Annotated in this window: 14 protein-coding genes and 1 pseudogene; 5 read left to right on the top strand and 10 right to left on the bottom strand. The window is 63.1% G+C overall.

Annotated features, from left to right (window positions below):
• Positions 1-11 precede the first annotated feature (11 nt).
• The 3 genes from LOY22_RS07140 to LOY22_RS07150 are packed head-to-tail and all read right to left on the bottom strand — an operon-like array spanning position 12 to position 4939.
• A complete protein-coding gene (locus tag LOY22_RS07140; protein WP_045193388.1) occupies positions 12-1367 on the bottom strand; it encodes an HlyD family type I secretion periplasmic adaptor subunit in 1356 nt (451 codons plus the stop codon).
• 10 nt (positions 1368-1377) lie between these two features.
• The gene (locus LOY22_RS07145) at positions 1378-3525 is read right to left on the bottom strand and encodes a type I secretion system permease/ATPase (RefSeq protein WP_371128686.1); all 2148 of its coding nucleotides are present in this window, start codon (positions 3523-3525) and stop codon (positions 1378-1380) included.
• 40 nt (positions 3526-3565) lie between these two features.
• Positions 3566-4939, bottom strand: coding sequence for a TolC family outer membrane protein (locus tag LOY22_RS07150; protein ID WP_045193386.1), 1374 nt, complete (start codon positions 4937-4939; stop codon positions 3566-3568).
• 520 nt (positions 4940-5459) lie between these two features.
• Here LOY22_RS07150 and LOY22_RS07155 point away from each other — a divergent pair.
• Complete coding sequence (locus tag LOY22_RS07155; protein WP_258596979.1) at positions 5460-14801, top strand: retention module-containing protein; 9342 nt, start codon at positions 5460-5462, stop codon at positions 14799-14801.
• 16 nt (positions 14802-14817) lie between these two features.
• Here the strand turns inward: LOY22_RS07155 and LOY22_RS07160 are convergent, their stop codons facing one another.
• Complete coding sequence (locus LOY22_RS07160) at positions 14818-15183, bottom strand: YbaN family protein (RefSeq protein ID WP_045200076.1); 366 nt, start codon at positions 15181-15183, stop codon at positions 14818-14820.
• Between the two features lie 10 nt (positions 15184-15193).
• Entirely contained in the window at positions 15194-15781 is a 588-nt protein-coding gene (locus LOY22_RS07165) for a YecA family protein (RefSeq protein ID WP_045200079.1), read from the bottom strand.
• Positions 15782-16026: 245 nt separating this feature from the next.
• Here LOY22_RS07165 and recQ point away from each other — a divergent pair, with 245 nt between their 5' ends.
• On the top strand, positions 16027-18165 hold the full coding sequence (recQ, locus tag LOY22_RS07170; RefSeq protein ID WP_258596980.1) for a DNA helicase RecQ: 2139 nt from the start codon (positions 16027-16029) through the stop codon (positions 18163-18165).
• A gap of 118 nt (positions 18166-18283) precedes the next feature.
• Positions 18284-18718 carry a MarR family transcriptional regulator gene (locus LOY22_RS07175; RefSeq protein WP_045200083.1) on the top strand — a complete coding sequence of 145 codons (435 nt, stop codon included), beginning with the start codon at positions 18284-18286 and terminating at the stop codon, positions 18716-18718.
• Positions 18719-18724: 6 nt separating this feature from the next.
• Here the strand turns inward: LOY22_RS07175 and LOY22_RS07180 are convergent, their stop codons facing one another.
• Positions 18725-20914 (bottom strand): patatin-like phospholipase family protein, encoded by a 2190-nt coding sequence (locus LOY22_RS07180; protein ID WP_258597792.1) that lies wholly within the window; start codon positions 20912-20914, stop codon positions 18725-18727.
• A 70-nt stretch (positions 20915-20984) separates the two neighbouring features.
• On the opposite strand from LOY22_RS07180, the gene LOY22_RS07185 reads away from it, so the two are divergent.
• Positions 20985-21269 (top strand): SelT/SelW/SelH family protein, encoded by a 285-nt coding sequence (locus LOY22_RS07185; RefSeq protein WP_045200087.1) that lies wholly within the window; start codon positions 20985-20987, stop codon positions 21267-21269.
• A 3-nt stretch (positions 21270-21272) separates the two neighbouring features.
• Here LOY22_RS07185 and LOY22_RS07190 read toward each other — a convergent pair whose 3' ends face one another.
• Positions 21273-22157 carry a DMT family transporter gene (locus tag LOY22_RS07190; protein WP_093385851.1) on the bottom strand — a complete coding sequence of 295 codons (885 nt, stop codon included), beginning with the start codon at positions 22155-22157 and terminating at the stop codon, positions 21273-21275.
• 78 nt (positions 22158-22235) lie between these two features.
• Positions 22236-22999: pseudogene (locus LOY22_RS07195) on the bottom strand (AraC family transcriptional regulator).
• 135 nt (positions 23000-23134) lie between these two features.
• Between LOY22_RS07195 and LOY22_RS07200 the strand changes: the two are divergent.
• Positions 23135-23974, top strand: a complete 840-nt coding sequence (locus tag LOY22_RS07200; RefSeq protein WP_258596983.1) for a UDP-2,3-diacylglucosamine diphosphatase — start codon at positions 23135-23137, stop codon at positions 23972-23974.
• Here LOY22_RS07200 and LOY22_RS07205 read toward each other — a convergent pair.
• Complete coding sequence (locus tag LOY22_RS07205; protein WP_258596985.1) at positions 23948-24541, bottom strand: HD domain-containing protein; 594 nt, start codon at positions 24539-24541, stop codon at positions 23948-23950. The genes LOY22_RS07200 and LOY22_RS07205 overlap by 27 nt on opposite strands.
• Before the next feature lie 96 nt (positions 24542-24637).
• The gene (locus LOY22_RS07210) at positions 24638-24949 is read right to left on the bottom strand and encodes a DUF962 domain-containing protein (RefSeq protein ID WP_045200097.1); all 312 of its coding nucleotides are present in this window, start codon (positions 24947-24949) and stop codon (positions 24638-24640) included.
• Positions 24950-25101 lie beyond the last annotated feature (152 nt).

Below are 25101 nucleotides of genomic sequence, written 5' to 3' on the forward strand. Positions count from 1 at the left end.
CTGCGAGCGCCTCAGCGTTCGCGCATGGCTTCGGTACGTGCCTTGAGCACCGGCTTGAGCAGGTAATCGAGCACGCTCTTGTGGCCGGTGATGATATCCACCGTGGCAGTCATGCCGGGGATGATCAAAAGCGGTTTGTTATCACCACCCAGGTGGTTCTTGTCGGTGCGCACCTGGATCAGGTAAAAGGCGTTGCCCTTGTCGTCGGTGACGGTGTCGGCGCTGATCAGTTCGAGCTTGGCCTTCAGGCCGCCGTAGATGGTGTAGTCGTAGGCGCTGAACTTGACCATCGCCGACTGCCCGGGGTGCAGGAAGGCGACATCTTGCGGGCGCACCTTGGCCTCGATCAGCAGGTTGTCTTCCAGCGGCACGATCTCCAGCAGGTCACTGCCGGGCTGGACCACGCCGCCGATGGTGTTGACCTTGAGCAGCTTGATGATCCCGTGTACCGGTGAAACCACGGTGGTGCGGGTTACCCGGTCATCGATGGCAATGCTTGAGGCGGTGATCTTCGACAGGTCGGTGCGTTTTTCGTTGAGCTCCTTGGCCGCCTCTGAGCGAAACCCGGCTTCGGACTCTTCGATCTTGCTCTTGATCTCGGCCACCGCCGCTTCGGCGCGCGGGATTGCCAGGCTGGTGGCGTTGAGCGAGCCGCGGGCCTCAACGGCGCTGCGCTTGAGGCGCAGGATTTCCACCGGTGAGATCGCCCCGGTGCCAACCAGCGGCGTCGACATGTTCAGTTCCTGCTGCAACAGCGCCAGGGCCGAGCGGTACTGCTCGACCTTGGAGCGAAATTCGGCCAGTTCCTGGGTTTTTTGCCGCAGTTGCTCGTTGAGGGTCTGCTTTTCGCTGCTTAGCCGACGCTGGCGCGACTGGTACAGCGAGAGTTCGTCTTCAGCCACTTGTGGCGCCTTGCTGCGCACTTCTTCGGAGAGCTGGAACGGCCGGCCTTCGGCTTCGGCGGCAAGGCGCTCGACCTGGGCGGTGAGGGCAAAACGGTCAGCTTCGCTCTCGCCCTTGTTGGAGAGAAAACGCGTGTCGTCCAGGCGCAGCAGGGTATCGCCCTTGTTCACCATCTGCCCTTCACGGACGAAGATCTCGGTGACGATGCCGCCTTCAAGGTTCTGGATCACCTGGACCTTGCTCGACGGAATGGCCTTGCCTTCGCCCATGGTCACTTCATCGAGCACGGCGAACTTGGCCCACAGCAGCGCCACCAGCAACAGCCCCGCGGCCAGCCACACGGTGATCCGCGACAGACGCGGCGAGTCCTGCAGGGTGGCGCCGGCCACATCGGGCATGAACTCGCGTTCGGCGGTCTTGCCGAAACTCTGGAAGTAGCTGCGCAGGCCTTGGCTTACGGACATGAATGACCCCCTAGAGTGCCGCGCCAACGCGGCCTTTGCGCAGTGCATCGATGACCGCTTCCTTCGGCCCGTCGGCAACGATCTTGCCGTTGTCCAGTACCAGCAGCCGGTCGACCAGGCTGAGCATTGAGGTGCGGTGGGTGACCAGCAGCAGGGTTTTGCCCTGCACCCAGCCATGCAGGCGCTGGCGCAGCTGGTCTTCGCTGCTGTTGTCCATGTGGCTGGTGGGTTCGTCGAGGATCATGATCGGCGGTTCGAGCAACATCGCCCGGGCCAGCAGCACGGCCTGGCGCTGGCCGCCGGAAAGCAGCTGGCCGCGCTCGCCGACCGGGCGGTCGAAGCCTTGCGGGTGCTGGCGGGCCAGCTCGCTGACGCCGGTCAGCTCGGCCACTTCAAGCATGCGCGCGTCACTCACATAGCGCGCGCCAAGGGTCAGGTTGTCGCGCAGGCTGCCGGCCAGCAGCGGCAGGTCATGAGCGACGTAGCCCAGTTGGTGGCGCAGGTCGGCGATGTCCAGTTGGCGCAGGTCGAGGTTGTCGAGCAGGATCTGCCCTTCGTCCGGGGCATAGAACCCCATCAACAGGCGCGCCAGGGTGCTCTTGCCCGAGCCGCTGCGGCCGATGATGCCGATGCGTTCGCCCGGCTTGACGCTGAAGCTGATGTCATTGAGGGCGGCAGCGTTCTGGCCGTGGTAGCGAAAGCTCACATGGCTGACGTCGAGGCCGCCGTGCAACTGGGTGCGCTCCAACGGTTGCTGGCCGGCCTGGCGCTCCTGCGGCAGGGCCATCAGCGCGTCGGTGCTGCGCATGGTCAGCTGTGCCTGCTGGTAGCGGGTGATCAGCCCGGCGATTTGCCCGAGCGGTGCCAGCACCCGGCTGCCGAGCATGTAGCTGGCAACCAGGGCGCCGACGCTGAGGTTGCCGGCAATGATGCTGTAGACCCCGGCAACGATGGTGGCCATGCCGCAGAACTGCTGGATGAACAGCGTGCCGTTGGTGGCCAGTGCCGACAGGTTGCGGGCGTGGGCGTCGAGGCGGGTGAGGGCGCCGTGGGTGCTTTCCCACTGGTACTGGCGCTCGCTTTCGGCGCTGCAGGCCTTGAGGGTTTCCAGGCCGCCGAGGGTTTCGATCAGCAGCGCCTGGCGCACCGCGCCCAGGGCCAGGCTTTTTTGCACGGTATCGCGCAGCCGCACCTGGATGAACAGGGCAAAGAAAATGGTCACCGGGAAGGCAATCAGCGGGATCACCACCAGCCAGCCACCGAGCAGGCCGATCACCGCCAGCATCAGCACCACGAAGGGCAGGTCGATAATGCTGGTCAGGGTCACTGCGGTAAGGAATTCACGCAGGCCCTGGAAGTCATGAATGCTCTGGGCAAAGCCGCCAACCGTGGCCGGCCGGGCTTTCATCGACATGCCGGTGATGCGTTCGAACAGGGTGGCGGAAAGAATCAGGTCGGTCTTTTTCCCGGCCTGGTCGAGCAGGTGGGCGCGGACCACGCGCAGGGTCAATTCGAACAGGGTGCCGATCAGCAGGCCGGCGCTCAGTACCCACAGCGTCGAGGTAGCCTGGTTGGGCACCACGCGGTCGTAGGTCTGCATGACGAACAGGGGCACCATCAGCCCCAGCAGGTTGATCAGCAGGCTGGCGAGAATGGCGTCGCTGTAGAGCCAGCGTGAGAGTTTGAGGGTGTCGCGAAACCAGGCGTTGACCCGTGGCATCAACGGCGCACGCAGGTCTTCGAGTTCATGGCGGGGGCGGGCGAACAGCGCCTCGCCGGCGTAGGCTTGCAGCAGTTCTTCGCGGCTGACCCACTGCTCGCCGCCTTCGGCTTCACAGGGCAGGATCAGCGCCCGGCCGTCATCGCCCCAACGCCGCAGCACCGCGCAGCGGCCGTCCTTGAGCAGCAACAGCACCGGCAGGTTGAGCGCCGAGATCGCTCCCAGCTCACGCCGCAGGATCCGCGCCTGCAAACCGGCCCGTGCCGCTGCCCGGGGCAGCAGTTCAAGGCTCAGGCGTTGCTCGGGCAGCGGCAGGCCGGCACTCAGGCCGGCGCGACTGACAGTGCAACCATGCAGCTTGCAAAGGATCAGCAAGCCATCGAGTAGCGGGTCATCGAAACTCTGGCGCGGATCTATTGCCGAGCTCGCAGGTTGCATGCTGGTCACAGTCGCCTACTCCTGCCGCAGTTGGAGGGGTTTAGCGCATATCGGGCAGGCGCGCCTCGCTCTTCACTTCGCTCTTGGCGATCGCCTCGGGTGGCAGCGAGATGCGCTGCTTGTTCAGCAGTTCACCCATGTTGGCCAGCACCCGGTACATGGAGAACTCTTCGGTGTAGCGCACTTCGGTGTAGCGGCGGTTGGCGTTGTACAACTCGTTTTCACTGTCGAGCAAATCGAGCAGGGTGCGTTGGCCGAGGCCGAACTGGTCCTGATAAGCGGCGCGCACACGGGTGGTGGTCTCGGCGTACTCGCGGGCCGCCGGCAGTTGCACGCGGGCGTTGTTCATGGCGTTCCACGACAGCGACAGGTCTTCGGTCAGCTGGCGCAGGGCGTTGTTGCGGATGTCCATGGCCTGGTTGATCTTGTGCGCATCGGACTGCAGGCGGGCCTTGTCGCTGCCGCCGCGAAACAGGTTGTAGCTGAGCTCGACACCGGCCTGCCAGTCGTTGTTGTCGTGGCCGACCTGACCTGCAGTGTTGTTGTTGGCACCGGTTGCCAATACTGCGTCAATACGCGGGTAGAACGGCGACTTGGCCACTTCGTATTGCTGCTCGGCCGCATTGACGTCGGCCTGGGCGGATTTCAGGTAAGGGTTGTTTTCGAGCATGTCCTGGCGTGCAGCAGCCAGGTCAGCAGGCACTTCACCCTTGATGGTCACCGGGGTTTCCAGCTCATCGGGCTGGCGACCGACGACGCTATAGAACCTGGCCTCGGCATCGGCCAGGTCGACCTCGGCGGTGTACAGGTTGTTCTCGGCCAGGGCGCGACGGGCGGTGGACTGGTCGCGGTCGGCATTGCTGCCGACCCCGCGCTCACTGCGCAGGCCGATCTGGTCGTTGACCCGCAGGTGCGCCTGCAGGTTGTTCTTGGCCAGGGTTACCAGCTCGCGGCGTTTGAGCACTTCAAGGTACACCTCGACGGTACTCAGGGCGACGGACTGGGCGGTGGCCTGGGTGTAGTAGGCCCGCGAGTTCACCACTGCCTCGGTACGGCCGACTTCGTTGGCGGTGTTGAAGCCGTCGAAGAGCATCTGCCGCAGGCGCAGGTCGGACTGGGTGTAGGTCAGTGTCTCTTTATTATGATTACGCGTGCCGTCGGCATTGAAGCCACGGGTATTGGTGTTGTCGGAGCGTTGTCGACCGTAACCGGCCACCAGGTCGACGGTGGGGAAGTAACCGCCTCGGGCGAACTTCACGTCTTCATCGGCCGACAGCCGGCTGTTTTTGCTGGAGCCGATTTCCGGGTGGTAATCCACGGCGCTTTGCACAGCCTCATTAAGTGACATCGCCTGGGCATTGGCACATGCCATGGCCAACAGAATTGCGCTGGTGATGGGGGTCAAAACGCGCATGGGTTACTTCTCCCTGATTTCTAATAATGGTCCTGCGATTCGTCAAAAAAGTGACGAAAACCTGAGGTCAAACCGTATCAGGCTTGTAACAACAGAGCTAAGAACATTTACGCGCGAAGCTAAGAAGATTTTTTCATAAGAGTTATGCGAAAAAAAACTTATGCGGTCTAAGAAATCCGAGACATTGTTCATATCAGGCAGCCCGTGGAATCAGCGCTAGGGTGCATTTTTTCGGGCGTCAGAGAAAGTTCCCGTGTTTTTGCAGCAGAGGGCATGGATGTAGCGGAGGGGATGGAGGCGGGGCGAAGTTTGGCGACAAATTTTTGGCAGGTGTCACTAGGCCACTTCGCTCAATCACTTTCACCGCAGCTCTGGCAGGCGAAGTCATTGATTTCATTGAAATCATCTCGCACTCCAGGGCTGTTTTAGCGTTGGCCCGGGTTAATTCCGCCGGGCTGGCCACGCGATAGTTCAGCGCACGTTGCTGCAATCAACCGATTTGCAGTGGAGGAGTGCGCTCATGGCTAAGTTAATCGGTGTCGTCAGCAAGGTGGTGGGCGAAGTCTTCGCTGTAGGCAGCGATGGCAGCCGCCGGCCGCTGATCGAGGGCGACAAGGTATATGCCGGCGAGCAGCTGGACACAGGCCTTGCTGGCGCAGTCGCCGTCCACCTGCAAAACGGTGCCGAACTGACCCTCGGCCGTGACAGCAACCTGACCCTGACCCCCGAGCTGTTGGCGGATCGCGCGCCGCATGTTGATACACCGGAGTCGCAGACCCCCAGCCAGGCGCAACTGTCTGATGTCGAGAAACTCCAGCAAGCCATCGCTGCGGGTGCCGACCCGAGCCAGGACGCCGACCCCACTGCAGCCGGGCCAAGCACTGGCGGTGCAACGGGGGCACTGGGCGGCGGGCATACCTTCGTGATCCTCAACGAGGTGGCCGGGCGCGTTGATCCGCAGATCGGCTTTCCCACTGCAGGCTTCAACGGCTTTCCCGAGTTGCCGCAGCTGGACGTCGGCCTGATCAACAACAATGACGAAGCCCCGCCAGTGCCGGTGATCGACAACCCGGTCAGCCTCGAAGGGCTTGCCGTCGAGGGCGGCGAGCTGTCGTTGAACGAGGCCAATCTACCCCAGGGCTCGGCCAGCAATCCGGCGGCCCTGACCCAGGCGGGCAGTTTTACCGTGCAGGCACCCGATGGGGTGTTCAACCTTAACGTCGGCGGCATCAATGTGGTCACCGCCGGTGCGGTGACCGGCATCGGCCAGTCGATCACCACTGGCCTGGGCAATTTGCTGACCATCACCGGCTATGACCCTGCCACTGGCGTGGTCAGCTACAGCTACACACTCAACGGTGCCGAAACCCACCCCAGTGGCGCGGGTGCCAACGGGCTTGGTGAAAGCATCGCGGTACTGGTCAGTGATACCGACGGCGACGTAGCCACTGGCTCGCTGGATGTCACGGTGATTGACGACGTACCGCGGGCAGTGGCCGATAGCAATGCCGTCACCGCCACCGAGAACCAGCTGACCCTGACCGGCAACGTGCTGACCAATGACGTGCAAGGCGCAGACCGGGTACCAACCGGGCCGATTACCGCCGGCACCTTCGTCGGTACCTACGGCACTTTGGTGCTGGCCGCCGACGGTTCCTACACCTATACGCTGAATACTGCCGATCCGGATTTCATCAATCTGCATGGCGGTGGTAATGGCGTCGAGACCTTCACCTACACCCTCACCGATGCCGACGGTGATGTTTCCAGCGCCAATCTGGTGCTCAACGTCAGCAACCTCAATGACCCGGTGGAACTCAACGGGCTGAGCATCAATGGCGGCGAGCTGGTGCTGTTCGAGAAGAACCTGGCAGCTGGCAGCAGCCCTGATGCGGCGGCACTGACCCAGAGTGGAACCTTCACCGTGACCGCCGCCGACGGCCTGCAATCGCTGACGGTGGGCGGTATCAATGTGATCAGTGCCGGGGTGGTCAATGGCTTCCCGCAATCACTCACCACGGCCCTGGGCAACACCCTGACCATCAACGGTTTTAACCCGGCCACCGGGGAGGTCACCTACAGCTACACCCTCAATGGCAGCGAAGCGCATGCCGCCGGCAATGGCAGCAACTCACTGGGCGAGAGTTTCAACGTGGTTGCCACCGATACCGATGGCAGCAGCGCGAGCATGAGTATCGATGTTTCCATCGTCGACGACGTGCCGAACGCGGCGGCAGATACCAACGCCGTTACCGCTACCGAGAACCAGCTGACCCTTACCGGTAATGTGCTGACCAACGACGTGCAGGGTGCGGACCGTGTACCCACCGGGCCAATTACTGCCGGCACCTTCGTCGGCACCTACGGCACCTTGGTGCTGGCCGCCGACGGTTCCTACACCTACACGCTGAACACTGCCGATCCGGACTTCTTCAACCTGCATGGCGGCGGTAACGGGGTCGAGACCTTTACTTACACCCTGACCGATGCTGATGGCGATGTGTCCACCGCCAACCTGGTGCTCAACGTCACCAACCTCAACGACCCGGTGACCCTCAATGGCTTGAACGTTGAAGGCGGCGAGCTGACTGTTTTCGAGAAGAACCTTGGCGACGGCAGCAACCCGGATACGCCAGCGCTGACGCAAACTGGCAGCTTCACGGTGACCGCGCTGGACGGTGTGCAAACCCTGACCGTCGGTGGCATCACCGTAGTCAGTGGCGGGGTGGCCAGCGGCTTCCCGCAATCGGCGACCACCGCCCTGGGCAACACCTTGACCATCACCGGTTATGACGCCTCGACCGGCGTGGTGACCTACAGCTACACCTTGCTCGACAACGAGGCCCACCCGAACGCCAACGGCACCAACAGCCTGGGCGAGAGCTTCACGGTGAGCGTGACGGACACCGACGGCAGCACTGCCAGCGGGTCGATCGATGTGAACATCGTCGACGACGTGCCGACCGCGGCAGGCGATACCAACGCCGTCACCGCCACCGAGAACCAGCTGACCCTGACCGGCAACGTGCTGACCAACGACGTGCAGGGTGCGGACCGTGTACCCACGGGGCCAATTACTGCAGGCACCTTCGTCGGCACCTACGGCACCTTGGTGCTGGCCGCTGACGGTTCCTACACCTACACGCTGAACACTGCCGATCCGGACTTCTTCAACCTGCATGGCGGCGGTAACGGGGTCGAGACCTTTACCTACACCCTGACCGATGCTGATGGTGACGTATCCAACGCCAACCTGGTGCTCAATGTCACCAACCTCAACGATCCGGTGACCCTCAACGGCTTGAACGTTGAAGGCGGCGAGCTGACGGTTTTCGAGAAGAACCTTGGCGACGGCAGCAACCCGGATACGCCAGCACTGACGCAAACTGGCAGCTTCACGGTGACCGCGCTGGACGGTGTGCAAACCCTGACCGTCGGTGGTATCACCGTAGTCAGCGGCGGCGTGGCCAGCGGCTTCCCGCAATCTGCGACCACCGCCCTGGGCAACACCTTGACCATCACCGGTTATGACGCCTCGACCGGCGTGGTGACCTACAGCTACACCTTGCTCGACAACGAAGCCCACCCGAACGCCAACGGCACCAACAGCCTGGGCGAGAGCTTTACCGTAACGGCTACGGACACCGATGGCAGCACTGCCAGCGGGTCCATCGATGTGAACATCGTCGACGACGTACCGACCGCGGCAGGCGATACCAACGCCGCTACCGCCACCGAGAACCAGCTGACCCTGACCGGCAACGTGCTGACCAACGACGTGCAGGGTGCGGACCGTGTACCCACGGGGCCAATTACTGCAGGCACCTTCGTCGGCACCTACGGCACATTGGTGCTGGCCGCTGACGGTTCCTACACCTACACGCTGAACACTGCCGATCCGGACTTCTTCAACCTGCATGGCGGCGGTAACGGGGTCGAGACCTTTACCTACACCCTGACCGATGCTGATGGTGACGTATCCACCGCCAACCTGGTGCTCAATGTCACTAACCTCAACGATCCGGTGACCCTCAACGGCTTGAACGTTGAAGGCGGCGAGCTGACGGTTTTCGAGAAGAACCTCGGCGACGGCAGCAACCCGGATACGCCAGCACTGACGCAAACTGGCAGCTTCACGGTGACCGCGCTGGACGGTGTGCAAACCCTGACCGTCGGTGGCATTACCGTGGTCAGTGGCGGCGTGGCCAGCGGCTTCCCGCAATCGGCAACCACCGCACTGGGCAACACTCTGACCATCACCGGCTACAACCCGGCCACCGGCGTGGTGACCTATAGCTACACCTTGCTCGATAACGAGAACCATCCGACGGCCAATGGCGCCAATAGTCTCAACGAAAGCTTTACGGTAACCGCCACCGATACCGACGGCAGCACCGCCAGCGGTTCCATCGATGTGAATATCGTCGACGACGTACCGACCGCGGCGGGCGATACCAATGCCGTCACCGCCACCGAGAACCAGCTGACCCTGACCGGCAACGTGCTGACCAACGATGTGCAGGGCGCGGACCGTGTGCCAACCGGGCCGATCACCGCCGGCACCTTCATCGGCACCTACGGCACCTTGGTGCTGGCAGCCGATGGTTCCTACACCTACACGCTGAACCCTGCCGATCCGGACTTCTTCAACCTGCATGGCGGCGGTAACGGGGTCGAGACCTTTACTTACACCCTGACCGATGCTGATGGCGATGTGTCCACCGCCAACTTGGTGCTCAACGTCACCAACCTCAACGACCCGGTGACCCTCAACGGCCTGAATGTCAACGGCGGCGAGCTGACTGTTTTCGAGAAGAACCTTGGCGACGGCAGCAACCCGGATACGCCAGCCCTGACCCAGACCGGCAGTTTCACGGTGACCGCGCTGGACGGTGTGCAAACCCTGACCGTCGGTGGCATTACCGTGGTCAGCGGCGGCGTGGCCAGCGGCTTCCCGCAATCGGCAACCACCGCACTGGGCAACACTCTGACCATCACCGGCTACAACCCGGCCACCGGCGTGGTGACCTATAGCTACACCTTGCTCGATAACGAGAACCATCCGACGGCCAATGGCGCCAATAGTCTCAACGAAAGCTTTACGGTAACCGCCACCGATACCGACGGCAGCACCGCCAGCGGTTCCATCGATGTGAATATCGTCGACGACGTACCGACCGCGGCGGGCGATACCAATGCCGTCACCGCCACCGAGAACCAGCTGACCCTGACCGGCAACGTGCTGACCAACGATGTGCAGGGCGCGGACCGTGTGCCAACCGGGCCGATCACCGCCGGCACCTTCGTCGGCACCTACGGCACATTGGTACTGGCCGCTGACGGTTCCTACACCTACACCCTCGATCCTACCGACGCAGACTTCAAAAACCTGCACGGTGGCGGCAATGGCACCGAGACATTCACTTACACCCTGAAGGACGCCGACGGCGACATCAGCACCGCCAACCTGGTGCTGAATATCACCAACCTCAACGACCCGGTGACCCTCAACGGCCTGAACGTCAACGGCGGCGAGCTGACCGTTTTCGAGAAGAACCTTGGCGACGGCAGCAACCCGAATATTCCGGCCCTGACCCAGAGCGCGAGCTTTACCGTCACCGCCCCGGACGGCCTGCAGACTCTGACCGTCGGTGGCATCACCGTGGTCAGCGGCGGCGTGGCCAGCGGCTTCCCGCAATCGGCAACCACCGCCCTGGGCAACACCCTGACCATCACCGGCTACAACCCGGCCACCGGCGTGGTGACCTACAGCTACACCTTGCTCGATAACGAGAACCATCCGACGGCCAATGGTGCCAACAGCCTCAACGAAAGCTTTACCGTAACGGCTACGGACACCGATGGCAGCACTGCCAGCGGGTCCATCGATGTGAATATCGTCGACGACGTACCGACCGCGGCGGGCGATACCAATGCCGTCACCGCCACCGAGAACCAGCTGACCCTGACCGGCAACGTGCTGACCAACGACGTGCAGGGTGCGGACCGTGTACCCACCGGGCCAATTACTGCCGGCACCTTCGTCGGCACCTACGGCACATTGGTACTGGCCGCTGACGGTTCCTACACCTACACCCTCGATCCTACCGACGCAGACTTCAAAAACCTGCACGGTGGCGGCAATGGCACCGAGACATTCACTTACACCCTGAAGGACGCCGACGGCGACATCAGCACCGCCAACCTGGTGCTGAATATCACCAACCTCAACGACCCGGTGACCCTCAACGGCCTGAACGTCAACGGCGGCGAGCTGACCGTTTTCGAGAAGAACCTCGGCGACGGCAGCAACCCGAATATTCCGGCCCTGACCCAGAGCGCGAGCTTTACCGTCACCGCCCCGGACGGCCTGCAGACTCTGACCGTCGGTGGCATCACCGTGGTCAGTGGCGGGGTGGCCAACGGCTTCCCGCAATCGGCAACCACCGCACTGGGCAACACCCTGACCATCACCGGCTACAACCCGGCCACCGGCGTGGTGACCTATAGCTACACCTTGCTCGATAACGAGAACCATCCGACGGCCAATGGCGCCAATAGTCTCAACGAAAGCTTTACGGTAACCGCCACCGATACCGACGGCAGCACCGCCAGCGGTTCGATCGACGTCAATATCGTCGATGACTTGCCGAGCGCTGTTAACGACACCAACGCAGTTACGGCCACTGAGGTACAGCTGACCCTCACCGGCAATGTGCTGACCAACGACGTACAGGGCGCCGACCGCGTAACCGGGCCGATCACCGCTGGCACCTTTGTCGGTACCTACGGCACCCTGGTGCTGGCCGCCGACGGTTCCTACACCTACACCCTGAACCCCAACGATACGGACTTCATCAACCTGCACGGCGGTGGCACAGGTGTCGATACTTTCACCTACACCTTGCGCGATGCCGATGGCGACACCAGCACAGCGACGCTCAAGCTCAATGTCAGCAACCTGGACAACCCGGTCACCATTGACGGCCTGAACGTCAACGGTGGCGAGCTGACCGTCTACGAGAAGAACCTCAGCGACGGCACCAGCCCGGACTCTCCGGCCCTGACCCAGAGCGGCACCTTCACCGTGACGGCCCCTGACGGGCTGCAAAGCCTGACCGTCGGTGGCATCAGCGTGGTCAGTGGCGGGGTGGTCAACGGCTTCCCACAGAGCGGGACTACGCCGCTGGGTAACTCGATCACCATCACCGGTTACAACCCGGCCACCGGGGTGGTCAGTTACACCTACACCTTGCTCGACAACGAAAACCACCCGAACGCCAATGGCATCAACAACCTCAACGAGAGTATCAATGTCGTCGCCACCGACACCGATGGCAGCTCCGCCAACGCGACGATCGATGTGAAGATTGTCGACGACGTACCGAATGCAGTCGGGGCAGAACGCTCGGTGACTCCGGGGCAGGTGGACTCCAACCTGCTGCTGGTGATCGATGTGTCCGGCAGTATGAATGAGGCGTCCGGCGTGCCGGGGCTGACGCGTATGCAACTGGCCAAGCAGGCGATCAATGCCTTGCTCGACAAGTACGATGAAATGGGCGATGTAAAGGTCCAACTGGTGACCTTCTCTACCGGGGCCAACCAGCCTTCAACTGTGTGGGTGACCGTCGACCAGGCCAAGGCTATCGTCAACGGCCTCAGCGCGGGTGGTTCGACCTATTACGATTCAGCGATTACCTCGGCGCAGTCGGCCTACACCACCGGAGGTAAAATCACCGGTGCGCAAAATATCGTGTACTTCTTCTCCGACGGCGCACCTACGTCGGGGCACGCGATTACCGCGCCGCGCGAAGTTGAATGGGAGGGTTTCCTCGACAGTAATGGGATCAAGTCCTACGCGATCGGTCTGGGCAGTGGCGTCAATGCCGGTAACCTCAACCCGTTGTCCTACGACGGTAGTACCCACACCGACACCAATGCCACGGTGGTCACCGACCTCAACCAGCTCAACTCGGTGCTGTCCGGCACCGTCCAGGGCGCACCGATCACTGGCAGTCTGATGAGTGGCGGCCAGTTCGGCGCTGATGGCGGCTTTATCAAGTCGCTGGTTATCGATGGCACTACCTACACCTACGATCCGAAGGGCAACGGCGGTGCGGGCTCTTATGCCACCAGCGGTGCGGCGGACCGGGGTACTTTCGATACCGGCACCAACAGCATTACCGTGAAGACGGCGATCGGCGGCAGCATCGTGGTCAACATGGATACCGGCGACTTTACCTACACGCCGCCCAAGGACACCGGCAGCGGCCAGGTCGAGCAGATCGGCTTCGTCGCCAGTGACAACGATGGCGATACCGCCAGTGCCAACCTGGTGATCAATGTCTACGCCAATACCGCGCCAGTGGCCGGGGCCGACCATGTCATCAGCAACATTCTGTCGAGCAGCATCACCGTGCCCGCCGAAGCCTTGCTGGCCAATGACAGCGATGCCAACCATGACCGCCTGAGCGTACCTTCGACGACCACCTTCGATACCGGCTGGGCGGCAAAAGGGGCAGGCTTTACCGTGGGCAGCGGTACACCGCCGACGGTTGTCTTCAACGGTACCAACAACACCGGCGCCAACCAGCTGCGGGACCTGCCGCGCAGTGCCTTCAGAGGCCCGGCCGATGCCATGACGGCGGCACTGGTTGTCAGCGGCTACCTGGGGGCTGTAACCACGGCCAATGCCAACGATGAGGACCTGTTGACCGTTACCCTGAAAAAAGGCGAGACGCTGACCCTCGATCACAACCTGGCAGCGGGCAACATCCTGATGGAATGGAAAGACGAGAGCGGCAGCTATCAAACCATCGCCGACGGCGGCTCTTTCACCGCCAGCCATGCCGGGGTCTACAGCATCCACCTGGTCAACCTCACCAACTCGTCAGGCAGCAACACCAACGCGGCTGAAAATTACGCGCTGACCATGACTGTCGACTATTCCAACGCCCAGAACGAAACCGCCTACGGCACCTATACCGTCAGCGACGGGCATGGTGGCAGCAGCACCGGCAATGTCGACATCGTTTATCAGGAGGGCAATACCCTCACCGGTACCAGCGGTGACGATACCCTGCTGGCCGGCGCCGGCAACGATATCCTCAATGCAGGTGCGGGCAACGATGTGTTGATCGGCGGGGATGGCAACGACTTCCTCTACGGCGGTGATGGCAATGACCTGTTGATCGGTGGTGCCGGCAACGACCTGCTCGACGGTGGCGCGGGTATTGACACCGCCAGCTACGCCAGCGCCGGCAGCGCGGTGACGGTCAATCTGAGCACGGTCGGAGCGCAGAGCACCGGGGGTGCCGGCACCGACACCCTGGTGGCGATCGAAAACCTGATCGGCTCGGACTACAACGACAACCTGACCGGTAACGATAACGCCAACGTGCTCAACGGCGGCCTGGGCAACGACACCCTGATCGGCGGTGGCGGTGATGATGTGCTGATCGGCGGCCCAGGCAACAACACCCTGACTGGCGGCACGGGTAGCGATACCTTCCTGTACCAGCAGGGCAACACCGGGCACGACGTGGTCACCGACTTCACCCCGGGCACCGATCGTCTGGACCTGTCGCAACTGTTGCAGGGTGAGAATGCAACGACAGCGTCGCTGGATGACTACCTGCACTTCAAGGTCACCGGCAGTGGCGCCAGCGTGGTGTCGACCATCGAGGTCAGCTCGGTGGCAGGTGCGGCGCCGACCCAGACCATCGACCTGGCAGGGGTGAACCTGGCCCAGCACTATGGTGTGACGGCAGGTGCGGGCGGGGTGATTGCGGCAGGGCAGGACACGGCGACGATCATCAACGGCATGCTCAACGATCATTCGTTGAAGGTGGATACCGTATAGGCCTGTTGCTGCAGTCTCAGGACGGGCGCCGCAGGGTTTTTTGCCGCAGGATGTAAATGCTCACCAGCACCGCGCTGGTGAGCATGAACCCCCGCGCCCAGATCAGCGGCACCAGGTAGCAGGACAAACCGATGCTCAGCCACATCAGGCCGATGGCGTAGACCTTGCCTTTGAGGGGAATGCCTTCGCCACTGAGGTAGTCACGAATCCACGGCCCGAGCTTGGGGTGGTTGACCAGCCAGTGGTGAAAGCGCGGCGAGCTGCGCGCAAAGCACGCAGCAGCCAGGAGCAGGAACGGGGTGGTCGGCAGTACCGGCAGGAAGATCCCGATCACCCCCAGCGCGACGCTGAGCCAGCCGATGGCCAGCAGCAGGTAGCGCATGGACGCCGACTCAGTGGTGGCGAGGCTTGAGCAGGGCTGGCTTCTCGTCCGGCGCGTGCAGCAGCAGGTACAGCGCGGTCAGGGCTTCAGGGATCTGCACGATCATGTCGTCCTGCAGGTTGGCGTCCTTGGCGATGTCTTCGAATTCTGGCTGTTCATCGAACAGGCCGGAACCGACCATGATCGGCAGGAGCATCTCGCTGACTTCGTCTTCAGCGGTCTCGAACCAGGCCTCTTCGCGCATGAACACGCCTTCCATGAAGCCGATGCACCAGCCGCGCAGGTCGGAGTCGTCCGGGTCTTCACCCAGGTCGAGGTCGCACGGCAGTTCGAACTCTTCGTCGCTGGCCAGCTGGCGGGCAACGTGGGCTTTGAGCTGGATCAGCGTGGCTTCGATCTCTTCACGCTGGGCGTCGTCCTTGTAATGCGGCTCTTCGGCGAACAGGGCGTCGATCCATTCGCGCTCGGGAACCTCTTCGGCACCGATCGACAGCGCGGTCAGGAAGCCGTGGGCGGCCACGTAGTCGAGCGCCTCTTCATGCAGCTCGTCGGCGTCGAGGAAGGCTTGCAGGCGGGTCAGTTGCTCGGCGAAGGACATTACGGGGCTACCTTGGGAATAAACGATACTGAATTCTAGCACCTTGCAGCGCAAACGAGGCAAAGGAAGACGTCTATCGCAGAGCATCCTGCTAGGCCGCAGGCTCCGGTATAATGCCCGGCTTTTATCCCAGGGCCCTTGTAACTCGGAGGGCGGGTAAAAGCCGCTTACGCATTTTCGGGTGTCGCCAGCGGGTTTTTCGTCCAGCCTGTGCCCAGGATGGTTCTGCGATTTTTGGAGTTTTTATGCTCGAACAGGCTCAGCGCGTCCTCAAGGACATCTTCGGTTACGACAGTTTTCGGGGTCGCCAGGGCGCGATCATCGAATGCGTGGCCAAGGGTGGCGATGCGCTGGTCCTGATGCCCACCGGCGGCGGCAAGTCGCTGTGCTTCCAGGTCCCGGCCCTGTTGCGCCCTGGCCTGGCGGTGGTGGTATCGCCGTTGATCGCGCTGATGGACGACCAGGTGGCGACCCTCGACGAATTGGGCGTGGCCGCCGCTTCGTTGAACTCGACCCTCAGCGCCGAGCAGCAACGCGAACTGGCCGGGCGTATCCGCCGCAGCGAAGTGAAGATGCTCTACCTGGCTCCCGAGCGCCTGGTGCAGCCGCGCATGCTCGATTTCCTGCGTACCCTCGACATCGCCCTGTTTGCCATCGACGAGGCCCACTGTGTGTCGCAGTGGGGCCATGACTTCCGTCCCGAGTACCTGCAACTGGGGCAACTGGCCGAGCTGTTCCCCAACGTGCCGCGCATTGCCCTGACCGCCACCGCGGACATGCGCACCCGTGAAGAGATCGTCACCCGCCTGCACCTGCAGAACGCCGAGCGCTTCCTGTCGAGCTTCGACCGGCCGAACATCTTCTACCGCATCGTGCCCAAGGAGCAGCCGCGCAAGCAGTTGCTGGCGTTCCTCGGCGAGCGGCGCGGCAATGCCGGTATCGTCTACTGCCTGTCGCGCAAGAAGGTCGACGACGTCGCCGCCTACCTGTGCGAGCAGGGCTTCCCGGCCTTGCCTTACCATGCCGGCCTGCCTGCCGAGACCCGCGCCTCCAACCAGCGGCGCTTTCTCAACGAGGAAGGCCTGATCATGGTCGCCACCATTGCCTTCGGCATGGGCATCGACAAGCCCAACGTACGCTTCGTTGCTCACCTCGACCTGCCCAAGTCGCTCGAGGCCTACTACCAGGAAACCGGCCGCGCCGGTCGTGACGGCCTGCCTGCCGATGCCTGGATGGCCTACGGCCTGCAAGACATGGTAATGCTCAAGCAGATGCTGCAAAACTCTGAAGGCGACGAGCGCCACAAGCGCATCGAGCAACACAAGCTCGATGCCATGCTCGCCTTGTGTGAAGAAACCCGCTGCCGCCGCCAGACCCTGCTCAACTACTTCGACGAAGAGTTGCCGCAGCCGTGCGGCCACTGTGACAACTGCATCGATGGCGTGCAGACCTGGGATGCCACCGAGCCTGCGCGCCAGGCGCTGTCGGCGGTGTACCGTACCGGTCAGCGTTATGGCGTCGGCCACCTGGTGGATGTGCTGCTGGGCCGCGATAACGAAAAGATCCGCAATTTCGGCCACGAGAAACTGGCCGTGTACGGCGTTGGCAAGGACCGCTCCGAGCACGACTGGCGTTCGCTGTTCCGCCAGTTGGTCGCCCGCGGCCTGGCCGACATCGACCTCGAAGGCTACGGCGGCCTGCGCCTGTCCGACACGTGCCGGCCGTTGCTGCGCGGTGAAGTCAGCCTCGAGCTGCGTAAAGATCTCAAGCCACAAACCAGCAGCAAGGGTGGCAGCAGCAGTGGCGGCAGCCCGGCCAGCCAGCTGGTGCGTGGCGAAGAGCGCGAACAATGGGAAGCCCTGCGTGCGTTGCGCCGCAAGCTGGCCGAAGAACATGGCGTGCCGCCGTATGTGATCTTCCCCGATTCGACCCTGCTGGAGATGCTGCGCAGCCAGCCCACCAGCCTCAGCGAGATGGGCCGGGTCAGCGGCGTCGGTGCGCGCAAGCTCGAGCGTTACGGCGAAGCCTTCCTCGAAGTGCTGGGTGGCGGCGTCGAAGCGCCAAAGATCGTCACCGACCTGCGCCACGAACTGGTCAGCCTGGCCCGCGCCGGCATGACTCCGATGCAGATCGCCGGGCAGCTGAACTGCAGCGAAAAGAACGTCTACAGCCTGCTTGCCGAGGCCATTGGCCGCCAGGAGCTGTCGCTGGACCAGGCCCTGGACCTGCCGGAAGACCTGCTGGGCGAAGTTCAGGATGCCTTCCTCGATGGTGAAGGCGAGTTGCCGCCGGTGTCGGCGATTGCCGAGCAGTTTGGCGGGCGAGTGCCCGAAGGTGTTTTGTATTGCGTACGGGCCGCGCTGGCTGCCGAATTCGAGATGTAAAACCGGCCTTGTCATCATTTATAACGATTATCGAAGCACCGCCAGCCGTATGAGCCTTGCCTGCGGCTCACGGTCATGGTTAGCTGACTAATAATTAGTTCTGATGATGAGTTTCTCTATGCCGTTGACCGACCAACACAAATTCGGGATGCAGCTGGCACACATGTCCCGCGGCTGGCGCGCCGAACTGGATCGCCGCCTGGCCGGGCTGAACCTGTCCCAGGCCCGCTGGCTGGTGCTGCTGCACCTGGCTCGTTTCGACGAGGCGCCGACCCAGCGCGAGCTGGCCCAGAGTGTCGGCGTCGAGGGGCCGACCCTGGCCCGCTTGCTCGATAGCCTGGAAACCCAGGGGCTGGTGCGCCGTCAGGCGGTGCTCGAAGACCGACGGGCGAAAAAAATCCTCCTCTGCCCACCGGCCAAGCCTTTGATCGACCAGATCGAAACCATTGCCAACGCCTTGCGCGCCGAGCTGTTCGTCGGTGTTGACGAAGAGGACATGCGCATTTGCATGCGCGTCCATGCGCGGATCCTGGCCAACCTGGAAAAGTCCTGATCCTGCTCAGAAGGTGTGACCCAGGTTCAGGTACATCGCCTTCTGATTCTCGCTGTTGGCCCCGTAGCTGAAGTTCAGCGGCCCCAGGGGCGTCTCGAAACCGACGAAGATGCTGGCTGCATTGATGTAGCCACTGTCGAACTCGTTGTCGTTGTTCCAGGCCCGGCCGCGCTCCAGCGAACCGCCCAGGTACAACGGGAAGTCCAGCGGCAGGTAGGCGCGTGGGGTCAGGCGGCGGTAGTAGACCACGCGCATCAGGCTGACGTTTTGCCCGGATACCGAATCCTGGCGAAAGCCCGACAGCTGCCGGGCGCCGCCGAGCACGAAGCTTGAGGTGACCACTTCGGCATCATCCAGGGTCCTGCCGTAGCGCCCGCCTACCACCCAGGTGTTGGGGCCGCTGCTCATGGCCTTGTCGATGTTCAAGTCCCACTGCCGGTAGCGCTGGTCCGAGCCCAGGTTCGGGTCGTACTGGCGCAAAGTCAGGTTGATGTCTTCGCCGCTGTGGGGGAAGTAGACGTTGTCGAGGCTGTCGAACGAGTACTTGAGTTCGTAGAAGCCTTCGTTGAAGTTGACCTTGGGCAGGTCCTGGTCGCCGATGCGCACCTCGGCCTGGCCCCAGGCCTGGCCGACGCCAAAGCGCACTTCGCCGTTGTTGCCGATCTGCCGACCGAAGTTGAGACCGAAGCCATAGCGCTCCAGACGGTATTCGGCAATCGGGTCGTCGTCCAGGGTCGCCTCGATGTTTTGCGAGCCGAGGTCAATGTATGGCGCGATGAAATAGCGCGAGCCGGCATCCAGCGGCTGGTAGAACTCGCTGTACAGCTCTTGCTGGTCGCCGATCTGCGCGCGGGTCAGCCATTCGGCGCCGAGGGAGTTGATGCCGTTGACCCGGTAGCTGGCACCGATGTTGAAGGCGCTGTCGCCGCGCATGTCGTCCGACAGGTTCAGGCCCAGGCGCAGGTAGTCGGTGCCGCCGCGACGGCCACGGGCGTTGATCACCAGGGTGTTGTCGTCACCCTTGTGCACTACCCGGTACTGGACCCGGTCGAAGTAGTCGAGGCCGTAGAGGGTGCCCATGTCGGTCTGCAGGCGGCCCAGTTCCAGTGGCTCGCCGATGGGTTGGCGAATGTAGTAGCGGATCACGTCGTCGCTGACTTTTGAATCGTTCTCGATGCGGATCGCGGTGATCACCGGTGTGCGCTGGCTCGGCGAGCGTGCGGCCAGCAGCTCGCCGTCGCTGGCCTGCGGGCGCTTGAGCACCGCCAGGCGTGCGTCCAAAGCGCGGGCGGCGCGGTAGCCGGCGTCGATCATGTCCTGGGCGCGGCCGAAATCGGTGACGCCAAAACTCGACAGCGGTGGCTGGATGAGAATGTCGTCGCGGTGCAGCGCTGCCAGTTGCTCTTCGGAGTTGCGTCGGGTCATCAGGGTGATCGACTGGTTGAGCACATCGACCACGGTTGCCAGCTGCTTGCGGCTGCGCAGCGGGGTGCCGATGTCGACGACGATGGCCACGTCCACACCCATCTCGCGCGCGACGTCCAGGGGAATGTTGTCGACCATGCCGCCATCGACCAGTAGCCGGCCATCGATCTCGACCGGGGCGAACACCGCCGGGATCGACATGCTGGCGCGAATCACCTGGGGCAGGTGGCCACGACGGAATACCACCTTTTCGCCGCTGGCGATGTCGGTGGCCACGGCGCGGAAGGGAATCGGCAGCTTGTCGAAGTCGCGGGTGTCGCTGGTGTGGGCGAGCATGCTTTCCAGCAGCAGCGCCAGGTTCTGGCCCTGGATCACCCCCAGCGGCAGGCCCAGGCTGCCGTCGTCGCGAAAGCTGAGCTTTTGTTTGACGAGAAAGTCGCGGTCATCCTGCTTGCGCCGAAACGGCACGTCCTTGCGCGGCGGCGCGTCGGACAGCGCCTGCTGCCAGTCGATGTTGAGGGCGAGCTTTTCCAGTTCGTCGATCTTGTAGCCGGAGGCGTACAGGCCGCCGACCACCGCGCCCATGCTGGTGCCGGCAATCGCATCGACCTTGATGCCCTGTTCTTCCAGGGCCTTGAGCACGCCGATATGGGCCAGGCCACGGGCAGCACCGCCGGAGAGCACCAGGCCGACTTTCGGTCGGGGCGCTTCGGCGGCCAGCAGCGGGAAGCAAACGAACATCAGCAGCAGGGATAACAGCAGGCGGTGCATCATGACTCTCGGAGCGAAGGCTAAAGACCGCTAGTATAAGCGCGCCCACCTGTCAGGAGACCTTCAGTGTATGTCCGCGCATAAACCGGAAATTGTCATTACCTACTGCACCCAGTGCCAATGGCTGCTGCGTGCCGCCTGGCTGGCCCAGGAACTGCTGAGCACCTTCAGTGACGATCTGGCGCGGGTGGCCCTTGAACCCGCCACCGGTGGCTCCTTCCGTATTACCTGCGACGGCGTGCAGATCTGGGAGCGCAAGGCCGATGGCGGCTTCCCTGAAGCCAAGGTGCTCAAGCAGCGCGTGCGCGACCAGATCGACCCGCAGCGTGATCTGGGCCACAACGACCGGCCCTGACCCTCAGCCCTCGGCGACCGCCGCCTTGCCTACTTGATTGCCGGCCGCCAGGCGGCTGGAAATGACGATGGCGAGAATGATCAGCACACCGCCCATAAGCATGCGCAAAGTCGGGGTTTCGGCGAAGATCAACCACGCCATGGCGATGCCGTAGACCGGCTCCAGAGCAAACACCACGGCAGCGGTGCGCGCCTTGATCACCGCCAGGCTGGCGACGAACAGGCTGTGGGCGACGCCGGTACAGAACACCCCGAGCAGGCCGATCCACAGCCAGTCCATGGCGCTGACGCTGCCCAGCGCCGGCGCGGCCACCGGCAACAGGCACAGGGCGACCACGGCGTTCTGGCACAGTGCCGCCTGCACCGCCGGGATGCGCCCGGAGCCTGCACGGTTGGTCAATGACAGCAGTGAAAACAGCAGGCCTGACAGCAGCGACCAAAGCAGGCCGCCGGTGGCCTGGCTGGCCAGGTCGAAGTCCGGGGTTACCAGCACCAGGCCGATGCTCACCAGCAGCACCAGGACGATCTCGTTGGTGCGGATGCGCTCGCGAAACAGCAGGCCTTCAAGGATCACGGTAAAGGCCGGGAAGCTGGCAAAGCCGAGGGTGGCGATGGCGACACCGGCGACTTTCACCGAAATGAAAAAGCTCACCCAGTGCCCGGCCAGCAGTACGCCGCCGAGCAGCAGGCGGCGCCAGTCCTGGGCCTGCAGGGGCTGCCAGGCCTTGCGCGCAAAGCCTGCGAACACGGCCAATGCCAGCACGGCAAAAGCGGCTCGGCCGAAGACGATGATCGCCGGCGCGGCGCTGGCCAGTTTGCCGAATACGCCGGTCAGGCCGAAAAACAGTGCGCCGATGTGCAGGGCGCCGAGGGCAGTGCGGTGATTCATGGTGGTCCTTGTCAGAGAGCAGGGCAGCGGCGCCAGTTTACGGGGGCGGCGCTGGCGCTGTCTGTCGCGGTCCTCGCGTCAATTGTCGGCACAATCGCGGCGCAAGGCACCAGGCGTGCGGCCAAACGCCTTGAGCATGGCGGCGGCAAAGGCGCTTTGCGAGCTGTAGCCGACCTGGCAGGCGATATCGCCGATCGGCAAGCGGGTATCGCGTAGTAGCTGCCGCGCGCGTAGCAGGCGACGCTGGCGTACATAGTCCATGGGCGTGACCCGCATTCAGCCATGAACCGCGCATGCAGGCGCGCGCTGGATAGCCCGGCCAGGCGCGCCAGGTCGGCCACCTGCAGCGGGTAGGCGGCGTTCTGCTCGATATGCGCATCGAAGCGGGCATAGGGCAGTGAGGTTGTCGGCGCAACGGGCGCCGCGCCGCCGTTCAGGCTGGCCAGCAGCAACACTGCACCTTGCTGGGCGATTAGCGGATCGTTGATCGGGCTGGCCGCCAGCCAGTCGACCAGTTGCTGTTGGCGAGTGTCCAGGCTCAACGGCCTGGCCCGCTCCAGCAGGCGCTGGCTGGCGTCCAGGTGCGCGCCCAGGCTCTGGCCCAGCCAGTTGTCGACCGGGACGTCCAGCACCAGGCAATCGCTGCCGACAGTACTGCCGCAGGTGTGATGGCGGCCAGCCGGGACCACCATCAGGTCCTGGCGGTCCAGCTGCGCGCCGCGGCCTTCGACCTCGAACTCCAGGCGCCCGCGCAGGCCGAACACCAGTTGCGGATGGTCGTGGCTATGGGCGATCAGGTCGTGGCGATAATGGCGCAGGGAAAGTATCGGGGCGCGGCTCATCGAAGGCTCCTCCGGCAATCGCAGCAGTGTACAGGCAAGCAGGCGGGCCGGGCATGTCATCAGACCGACACCGGGCGGTCATGTTCGATTCACCGCTGCTTGGCAAGCTGGCGCAAACCTTCCCGGAGCCTGCCGATGACCCGTGCCGAGCTTGTCAGACCCTCGCGCAAACAGCGCGTGCGCACCCTGTGGATCTCGGACGTGCATCTGGGCACCCGGGATTGCCAGGCCGAACACCTGTCGCAGTTTCTCAAGGGTTACCAGGCCGATCGCATCTACCTGGTCGGCGACATCATCGACGGCTGGAAGCTGCGCGGCGGCATGTACTGGCCCCAGGCGCACACCAACGTGATCCGCCGCCTGCTGACCATGAGCAAGCGCGGCACCGAGGTGATCTACGTGACCGGCAACCATGACGAGTTCCTGCGTCGCTACTCCAAGCTGGTGCTGGGCAATATCCAGTTGGTCGACCAGGCCGAGCACCTGACCGCCGATGGCCGGCGCCTGCTGGTGATTCATGGCGACCAGTTCGACGTGATCACCCGTTATCACCGCTGGCTGGCGTTCCTCGGCGATTCGGCCTACGAATTCACCCTGACCCTCAACCGCTGGCTCAACCACTGGCGTGCGCGCTATGGCTACGGCTACTGGTCACTGTCGGCGTACCTCAAGCACAAGGTCAAGAGCGCAGTCAGCTTCATCAGCGACTTTGAGGAGGCCATCGCCCATGAGTGCGTCAAACGCGGCTTTCATGGTGTGGTCTGCGGGCACATTCACCATGCCCAGATCCGCAAGGTCGGCGAGGTGGATTACCTCAATTGCGGTGATTGGGTCGAGTCGTGCACGGCACTGATCGAGCACTGGGACGGCAGCATCGAGCTTTATCGCCTGGCCGACGCCCAGGCCGAAGCCGCCCGGCGCCAGGCCGGGCTGGAGAAGCTGGTGGATTCAGGCAGTGGCGGCGGGTTGCTCTAGCGCGGCCTTGTAGATCGACTGCCGGGGCTTGGCGAACAGGCGCTGCAGCATCGGCTCGAAGAAGCTCAGGGGCAGGCTGTCGTAGCCCGGATCGAAGGCGGCGGCATCGTAGCGGGCACAGAACTCGATGGTTTGCTGGAATTGCGGATGGCCCTGGAATTGCTCGCGCAGGTGCCGGTCCATGCCCAGGTGATGGAAAAAGTAGTAGCCCTGGAACACCCCGTGTTTTTCTACCATCCACAGGTTTTCCGGGCTGATGAACGGCTTGAGGATGGCGGCGGCGATGTCCGGGTGGTTATAGCTGCCGAGGGTGTCGCCGATGTCGTGCAGCAGCGCGCAGACCACGTACTCTTCATCGCGCCCGTCACGCCAGGCGCGGCTGGCGGTTTGCAGGGAGTGGCTCAGGCGGTCGATGGGAAAGCCGCCGAAGTCGCCATCGAGCAGCCGCAGGTGCGCCAGGATGCGATCGGCCAGCTGGCTGGCATAGGCCCTGAAATCCTCGGCGATGATTGCCCAATCCTGCTCGGTACCGTCCTGCATGTGGTTAAAGCTGGCTTGCTGGTTCATCGGCGCTCCGAAACGCGGGGTTTCAGGGCACTCTACCTGTACCGTTGGTCGGGGCAGTGGCCGCCCGGGACGGGTTTCTGACCTTGCGGGCCGAAATCAGAAGCTGACCTTGCCGCGCAGCATGTCGCGGTACATGGCGAAGTCGCCAATCAGGCTGTACAGCGGGTGCTTGAAGGTGGCGGGGCGGTTTTTCTCGAAGTAGAAGTGCCCGACCCAGGCAAAGCCGTAACCGGCAAAGGGCAGGGCCAGCAGCAGCAACCAGTTGCCGCTGCCCAGGGCAAAGGCGAGTACGGCGATGACCAGGCTGGTACCGACGAAATGCAGGCGCCGGCAGGTGGGATTACTGTGCTCACCCAGGTAATAGGGGTAGAACTCGGCAAAACTGCGAAATTGCTGAGGGCTGTTCACGACACTGCTCCAGAGTCTGGTCAATCTGACGAAGATACACGGCGTGGAGCCTGATCTGAGTCTAGAGTGAGTAACACTACAGAGCAGTGACAATAGGCGCCAATTGAGTATCCTTTGAGATCGCCGCAGGAGCGGCTAGTCGGTAACAAAAG

The sequence above is a fragment of the Pseudomonas sp. B21-035 genome, from assembly GCF_024748945.1.
Lineage (GTDB): Bacteria > Pseudomonadota > Gammaproteobacteria > Pseudomonadales > Pseudomonadaceae > Aquipseudomonas.